5 protein-coding genes and 1 pseudogene are annotated in these 7,291 nt (G+C 73.5%); 5 read left to right on the plus strand and 1 reads right to left on the minus strand.

Annotated elements, in window-relative coordinates:
• The first annotated feature begins 4 nt into the window (after nucleotides 1-4).
• From LPA27_RS04165 to LPA27_RS04185, 5 genes are all read left to right on the plus strand, one after another.
• On the plus strand, nucleotides 5-1,816 hold the full coding sequence (locus LPA27_RS04165; protein ID WP_228941610.1) for an L-aspartate oxidase: 1,812 nt from the start codon (nucleotides 5-7) through the stop codon (nucleotides 1,814-1,816).
• Complete coding sequence (nadC, locus tag LPA27_RS04170) at nucleotides 1,813-2,763, plus strand: carboxylating nicotinate-nucleotide diphosphorylase (protein WP_056864873.1); 951 nt, start codon at nucleotides 1,813-1,815, stop codon at nucleotides 2,761-2,763. Before LPA27_RS04165 ends, nadC begins: the two co-directional genes overlap by 4 nt.
• A 3-nt stretch (nucleotides 2,764-2,766) precedes the next feature.
• Entirely contained in the window at nucleotides 2,767-3,576 is an 810-nt protein-coding gene (locus LPA27_RS04175; protein WP_228941611.1) for a type III pantothenate kinase, read from the plus strand.
• 197 nt (nucleotides 3,577-3,773) lie between these two features.
• Nucleotides 3,774-4,121 (plus strand): histone-like nucleoid-structuring protein Lsr2, encoded by a 348-nt coding sequence (locus LPA27_RS04180; RefSeq protein ID WP_056864872.1) that lies wholly within the window; start codon nucleotides 3,774-3,776, stop codon nucleotides 4,119-4,121.
• 193 nt (nucleotides 4,122-4,314) lie between these two features.
• The gene (locus tag LPA27_RS04185) at nucleotides 4,315-6,903 is read left to right on the plus strand and encodes an ATP-dependent Clp protease ATP-binding subunit (protein ID WP_056864871.1); all 2,589 of its coding nucleotides are present in this window, start codon (nucleotides 4,315-4,317) and stop codon (nucleotides 6,901-6,903) included.
• Between the two features lie 148 nt (nucleotides 6,904-7,051).
• Here the strand turns inward: LPA27_RS04185 and LPA27_RS04190 are convergent.
• Nucleotides 7,052-7,291, minus strand: a pseudogene (locus LPA27_RS04190) (A/G-specific adenine glycosylase); the annotation flags it as partial.

Here is a 7,291-nt window from a genome sequence, read left to right on the forward strand (position 1 = left end):
GACGATGCCCGACGCGCCCGCCCGACCCGCAGCCCAGCCCGGAGCCCGACCCGGCGCCCAGCCCGGTGCTCAGCCCGGTGGTCTGCCCGGCCGCCTCGCCGCCCCCGCCCCGGGGTGGACGACGCGGGCCGACGTGGTGGTCATCGGCTCCGGCATCGCGGGCCTGACGGCCGCGCTGCGGCTCAAGGACCGGGTGGAGAAGGTCCTGGTCGTCACCAAGGACGTGCTCGCCGCGGGCTCGACGCAGTGGGCCCAGGGCGGCATCGCCGCGGCCCTCGGCCCGGGCGACACCCCCGCCGAGCACGAGATCGACACCCTGGTCGCCGGGGCGGGCGCCTGCGACGCCGAGGCCGTGCGCGCGCTGGTGACCGAGGGACCGGAGGCCGTGCGCGAGCTGATCGCGCTGGGCGCGCAGTTCGACCACGCCCCCGACGGCGAGCTGTCGCTGACCCGCGAGGGCGGCCACCACCGCGACCGCATCGCCCACGCGGGCGGCGACGCGACCGGCGCGGAGATCCAGCGGGCGCTGATCGCCGCGGTCGCGCGGGCCCCGGAGATCGAGGTGGTCGAGCACGCCCTGGCCGTCGACCTGCTGCTCGACGGGCCCGTCGGCAGCGGCGGCGTCGCGGGCGTCACGCTGCACGTGATGGGCGAGGGGCAGCGCGACGGCGTCGGCGCCGTGCGCTGCCGCGCGGTGGTGCTGGCCAGCGGCGGCCTGGGCCAGGTCTTCTCCCAGACCACCAACCCGGCGGTCTCCACCGGCGACGGCACCGCCCTGGCCCTGCGCGCCGGGGCGTGGCTGCGCGACCTGGAGTTCGTGCAGTTCCACCCCACCGTCATGTACCTCGGCCCGCAGTCGCTGGGCCAGCAGCCGCTCATCTCCGAGGCCGTGCGCGGCGAGGGCGCCGTGCTCGTCGACGGCGCTCCCGAGGACGGCGGCACGGCCTTCATGCGCGGCGTGCACGAGCTGGCCGACCTCGCCCCGCGCGACGTCGTGGCCAAGGCGATCACGCGCCGCATGCACGAGACCGGCCGCGCCCACATGTGGCTCGACGCCCGCCACCTCGGCGAGGACCCCGACGACCCGGCCGCGGTGGCGCGCTTCTGGGAGCGCCGCTTCCCGACCATCCTGGCCACCGCGCGCTCCCACGGCGTCGACCCCGTCACCGACCTGATCCCGGTCGCCCCGGCCTGCCACTACGCCTCGGGCGGCGTCGCCACCGACCTGTGGGGCCGCACCGACGTGCCGGGCCTCTACGCCACCGGCGAGGTCGCCTGCTCCGGGGTGCACGGCGCCAACCGCCTGGCCTCCAACTCCCTGCTCGAGGGCCTCGTCTTCTCCCGCCGCATCGCCTCGGTGCTGCCCGGTGAGCTGCGCGGCTGGAGCGAGCCGCTCGACCCCGCCGACGACGGCCGCGCCCCCGGCCTGGTCGACGCCGCCGTGCGGCCCCGCCTGCAGGAGACGATGACCGCCCGTGCCGGGGTGCTGCGCAGCGCCGCCGGCCTCACCGCCGCCGCCGAGGAGGTGGCCGCCCTGGCCGCCGAGCCGGCGACCGTCGTCGACGTCGCGGCCTGGGAGACCACCAACCTGGTCACCCTCAGCACGGCGCTGGCCGGGGCGGCGCTGCTGCGCGAGGAGACCCGCGGCTCCCACTGGCGCGAGGACTTCCCCGAGCGGGACGACGCCCGCTGGGCCGGCCACGTCGACGCCACCCTGCGCGAGGGCGCGCTCGCCCTCCTCCACGTGCCGGCCCCCGCCACCGACCCCGCGGCGGGTCCCACCCCCGCACCCGTGACCACCGGAGGACCGCGATGAGCAGCCACGAGACCGCGACCCGACCCGGCACCCTCCCGGGCCTCACGCCGTACGACGAGCTGCCGGGGCCGCTCCTCGCCGAGCTGGCCGAGGCGGGTCTCGACCCGCGTGCGGTGCACGACGCGGTCGTCGCGGCGCTGGCCGAGGACCTGCCCGGCGGCGTGGCCGCGGGCGACGTCACGTCGATGGCCACCATCCCCGCCGAGGCCCGCGGCGAGGGCGACTTCGGGGCACGCCACGCCGGCGTGGTCGCCGGCCTCGGCATCGCCGAGCTGGTCTTCCGCCTCGTCCTCGGCGACGCCGTCGAGGTCACCCGTCGCGTGCCCGACGGCACCCGGGTCGCCCCCGGCGACGTCGTGATGAGCGTGGCCGGCCCGACCCGCGGCCTGCTCACCGCCGAGCGCACGGCGCTCAACTACGCCAGCCACCTCTCCGGCGTCGCCACCGCCACCGCGGCGTGGGTCGACGCCCTCGAGGGCACCCGCGCCCGCGTGCTCGACACCCGCAAGACGCTGCCGACCTACCGCGCCCTGCAGAAGTACGCCGTGCGCTGCGGCGGCGGGGTCAACCACCGCATGTCGCTCACCGACATGGCGATGGTCAAGGACAACCACGTGGTGGCGGCCGGCGGCGTCGTGCCGGCCTACCGCGCCGTGCGCGAGGCGCACCCCGACCTGCGCGTCGAGGTCGAGGTCACCGACCTCGACCAGCTGCGCGAGCTGCTGGAGGCCGGCTGCCGCGAGATCCTGCTCGACAACATGGACGACGCCACGATGGCCGAGGCCGTCCGGCTCACCGCCGGCCGCGCCACCCTCGAGGCCTCCGGCGGGCTGACCCTCGCCCGCGCCCGCGCGGTGGCCGAGACCGGCGTCGACTTCATCTCCTCCGGCGCGCTGACCCACTCGGTCACGGTCTTCGACCTCGGGCTCGACCTCCGGGACGTCTGAGCCGTGAGCCTGCTGTGCGCCGACATCGGCAACAGCCACACCGTCCTGGGGCTGCTCGACCCGGCGGTCGAGCCCGGCGCCCCCGGGCAGGTCCTGGCCGACTGGCGCGTCGGCACCGACGCCCGCCGCACCGCCGACGAGTGGGCGGTGCTGCTGCGCGGCCTCCTGGCCGGCGCTCCCGGCGGCCCTGCCGCCGACGCCGTCTCCGGCGTCGCGGTCTGCGCCACCGTGCCGACGGTGCTGCACGAGTGGCGCGACATGCTCGTCCGGCACTTCCCCGACGTGCCCCACGTCGTCGTGGAGCCCGGGGTCCGCACCGGCGTGCCGGTGCTCACCGACAACCCGCGCGAGGTGGGCTCCGACCGCATCGTCAACGCCCTGGCCGCCGCCACCCTCCACGGCGGCCCCGCCATCGTCGTCGACTTCGGCGGCACGGCCACGACCTTCGACGTGGTCAGTGCCCGCGGTCAGTACGTCGGCGGCGCCATCTCGCCCGGCATCGAGATATCGCTCGAGGCACTCGGGCGTCGCGGCGCCCAGCTGCGCACCGTCGAATTGCTCAGGCCCCGCTCGGTGATCGCCAAGAACACCGTCGAGGCGCTGCAGTCGGGCATGCTCTTCGGGGTCGCGGCCAGCGTCGAGGGAATCGTGAGCCGCATGATCTCCGAGCTCGGCGCCGAGACCGACGCGGTCACCGTCGTGGCGACCGGATATCTCTCCGACCTCGTCCTGGCCGAATGCTCCTGTTTCACCCACCACGACCCGTGGCTCACCCTGCGGGGCCTGGCCCTGGTGCACGCGCGCAATTGCTGATCGTCCCCGTGGTCGTCGCGGGCCCAATTCGTCGACGACGTCGCATTGATTAGTCGGCGCGAGTGCTCAGCAAAAGGCGGTGTGAATTCTTTACCCGCCACAATTCTTAGTCGGCGTCGCCACTCTGGCATCATCGATCTCGCACGAATTCAAATTCGACGACGCTTCGGCGTCGAATTCACGGAGGTCGCAGAGCAATGGCGCAGAAGATCCACATCGTCCTCGAGGACGACCTCGACGGCAGCGAGGCCAGCGAGACGGTGACCTTCGGTCTCGACGGCACGACCTACGAGATCGACCTCACCGACGAGCACGCCACGGAGCTGCGCGAGGCCCTGGCGCCCTACGTCGGGCACGCGCGCAAGGTGTCGGGCTCGGCCCGCCGCGGCCGCAAGGCCTCCGCCGGCGCCGCGACCAACGGCTCGGCCGATGGCGGACCCAGCGCCAAGGAGATCCGCGAGTGGGCCCGCTCCAACGGCTACGAGGTGCCCGACCGCGGCCGCGTCTCGGCCGAGGTGCGCGAGGCCTTCGACGCCGCCAACTGACACAGCGACCGACACGCCGGCCGACACGCCCGGTCCACCGCCCGCACGGGCGGCGGACCGGGCGTGTTCGCTCTCAGCGGACGCACCTTCTGCGCTGAGGGGGAACGCGTAGGCTGTCAGCGGGGTTGGACACTCCGTACCCTCCCTCCACCCAGGAGCGGACGGCACCCCACCTGCACGAGGAGCGATGCGCATGTTCGAGCGGTTCACAGACCGAGCCCGCCGGGTGGTCGTGCTGGCCCAGGAAGAGGCCCGCATGCTCTCCCACAACTACATCGGGACCGAGCACATCCTGCTCGGTCTCATCCACGAGGGAGAAGGCGTCGCGGCCAAGGCGCTGGAGAGCCTCGACATCTCGCTCGAGGCCGTCCGTGCCCAGGTCGAGGAGATCATCGGCCAGGGCCAGCAGGCCCCGTCCGGCCACATCCCCTTCACCCCGCGCGCCAAGAAGGTGCTCGAGCTGTCCCTGCGCGAGGCGCTGCAGCTCGGCCACTCCTACATCGGCACCGAGCACATCCTGCTCGGGCTGATCCGCGAGGGCGAGGGCGTGGCCGCCCAGGTGCTGCAGAAGCTCGGCGCCGACCTCAACCGCGTGCGCCAGCAGGTCATCCAGCTGCTGTCGGGCTTCCAGGGCAAGGAGTCCTCGCAGTCCGCCGCGGCCGCCACCGGCGCCAGCGGCGAGGCCCCGTCGTCCTCGCTGGTCCTCGACCAGTTCGGCCGCAACCTCACCCAGGACGCCCGCGACGGCAAGCTCGACCCCGTCATCGGCCGCTCTCAGGAGATCGAGCGGGTCATGCAGATCCTCTCGCGCCGCACGAAGAACAACCCCGTCCTCATCGGCGAGCCCGGCGTCGGCAAGACCACCGTCGTCGAGGGCCTGGCCCAGGACATCGTCAAGGGCGACGTGCCCGAGACGCTCAAGGACAAGCAGATCTACACCCTCGACCTGGGTGCGCTCGTCGCCGGCTCGCGCTACCGCGGTGACTTCGAGGAGCGCCTGAAGAAGGTGCTCAAGGAGATCCGCACCCGCGGCGACATCGTGCTCTTCATCGACGAGATCCACACCCTCGTCGGGGCCGGCGCGGCCGAGGGCGCCATCGACGCCGCCAGCATCCTCAAGCCGATGCTGGCCCGCGGTGAGCTCCAGACCATCGGTGCCACCACGCTCGACGAGTACCGCAAGCACCTGGAGAAGGACGCCGCGCTCGAGCGCCGCTTCCAGCCGATCCAGGTCGCGGAGCCCTCGATCGCCCACACGATCGAGATGCTCAAGGGCCTGCGCGACCGCTACGAGGCGCACCACCGCGTCACCATCACCGACGAGGCCCTGGTCTCCGCGGCGACGCTGGCCGACCGCTACATCTCCGACCGCTTCCTGCCCGACAAGGCGATCGACCTCATCGACGAGGCGGGCTCGCGCCTGCGCATCCGTCGCATGACGGCGCCCGCCGAGCTGCGCGAGTTCGACGACAAGATCGGCGAGGTCCGTCAGCGCAAGGAGGCCGCGATCGACGGTCAGGACTTCGAGGCCGCCGCGCGCCTGCGCGACGAGGAGAAGCAGCTGATCCTCAAGAAGTCCGAGCGCGAGAAGGCCTGGCGCGCCGGCGACATGGACGAGGTCGCGGAGGTCGACGAGGAGCTGATCGCCGAGGTCCTCGCCGTCGCCACCGGCATCCCGATCGTGAAGCTCTCGGAGGAGGAGTCCTCGCGTCTGCTCAAGATGGAGGACGAGCTCCACAAGCGGGTCATCGGCCAGGACGAGGCCGTCAAGGCGCTCAGCCGGGCCATCCGCCGCACCCGTGCCGGGCTCAAGGACCCCAAGCGTCCCGGCGGGTCGTTCATCTTCGCCGGGCCCTCGGGCGTCGGCAAGACGTGGCTGTCCAAGACGCTGGCGGAGTTCCTCTTCGGTGACGAGGACGCGCTCATCCAGCTCGACATGTCGGAGTTCAGCGAGAAGCACACCGTCTCGCGGCTCTTCGGCTCGCCTCCCGGCTACGTCGGCTACGAGGAGGGCGGCCAGCTGACCGAGAAGGTGCGGCGCAAGCCGTTCTCGGTGGTGCTGTTCGACGAGGTGGAGAAGGCCCACCCCGACATCTTCAACAGCCTGCTGCAGATCCTGGAGGAAGGTCGGCTCACCGACTCCCAGGGTCGGGTCGTCGACTTCAAGAACACCGTCATCATCATGACGACCAACCTCGGCACGCGGGACATCGCCAAGTCGGTGCACCTGGGCTTCAACCAGAGCGGCGACGCGGCGGGCTCCTACGAGCGCATGAAGAGCAAGGTCTCGGAGGAGCTCAAGCAGCACTTCCGCCCCGAGTTCCTCAACCGAGTCGACGAGATCATCGTCTTCCCGCCCCTGTCGCGCGAGCAGATCGTGCACATGGTCGACAACATGGTCGCCGCCGTGGAGGTCCGCCTCCGCGACCGCGACATGCAGCTCGAGCTCACCCAGTCGGCCAAGAACCTGCTGGCCGAGCGGGGCTTCGACCCGGTGCTGGGTGCGCGGCCGCTGCGCCGCACGGTGCAGCGCGAGATCGAGGACGTCCTGGCCGAGAAGATGCTCTTCGGCGAGGTCGGCCCGGGTCAGATCGTGCTGGTCGACGTCGAGGGCGAGGGCCCCGGTGCGACCTTCACCTTCCAGGGCCAGAAGGTCGCGGCCCTGCCCGACCTGCCGCCGTTCGAGACCGCCGGGGTCGAGGTCGGCGACGCCCTCGGCGAGGGTCCCTCCGACGAGGAGGGCCCGCGCGACGTCCCGCGGGCCACCGGCGAGACCGAGTGACGACCGGCTAGACGAGCACCACACCGCGCAGCACGCAGCGCCCCGGGCCGCCAGGTCCGGGGCGCTGGCGCGTCCGGGGGACGGCGGCGCGTCGGCCGGGCCGGACCGGTCCGGGTCAGGGCCGGGTCTGGGCCGGGTCAGGGCCGGGTCAGGGCAGGGCGTAGCCGCTGTCGCCGGCCCGCACGAGCAGCCGGTCGGCCACCAGGCCCGCCAGGCACCGCTCGCGCTGCTCCGGCTCGGGCCAGGCCGCCGCCAGCGCCGAGACGTGCACCGGGCCCTCGGCGTCGCGCACGACCCCCATCAGCCGCCCGCGGCACTGCCGGTCGGTGCCGGCCCAGGCCTGCGCGCGCCGCGGCGGCCCGTCGTACGCCGGCCGCCCGGCCGCCAG

The organism is Nocardioides sp. Leaf374 (assembly GCF_916862475.1).
GTDB lineage: Bacteria > Actinomycetota > Actinomycetes > Propionibacteriales > Nocardioidaceae > Nocardioides > Nocardioides kribbensis.

Excerpts from the sequence above, each read along its gene's own strand:
- LPA27_RS04180 (WP_056864872.1), top strand. The coding sequence starts at position 3,774 with ATGGCGCAGAAGATCCACATCGTCCTCGAGGACGACCTCGACGGCAGC.
- LPA27_RS04165 (WP_228941610.1), top strand. The coding sequence starts at position 5 with ATGCCCGACGCGCCCGCCCGACCCGCAGCCCAGCCCGGAGCCCGACCC.
- nadC (WP_056864873.1), top strand. The coding sequence starts at position 1,813 with ATGAGCAGCCACGAGACCGCGACCCGACCCGGCACCCTCCCGGGCCTC.
- LPA27_RS04185 (WP_056864871.1), top strand. The coding sequence starts at position 4,315 with ATGTTCGAGCGGTTCACAGACCGAGCCCGCCGGGTGGTCGTGCTGGCC.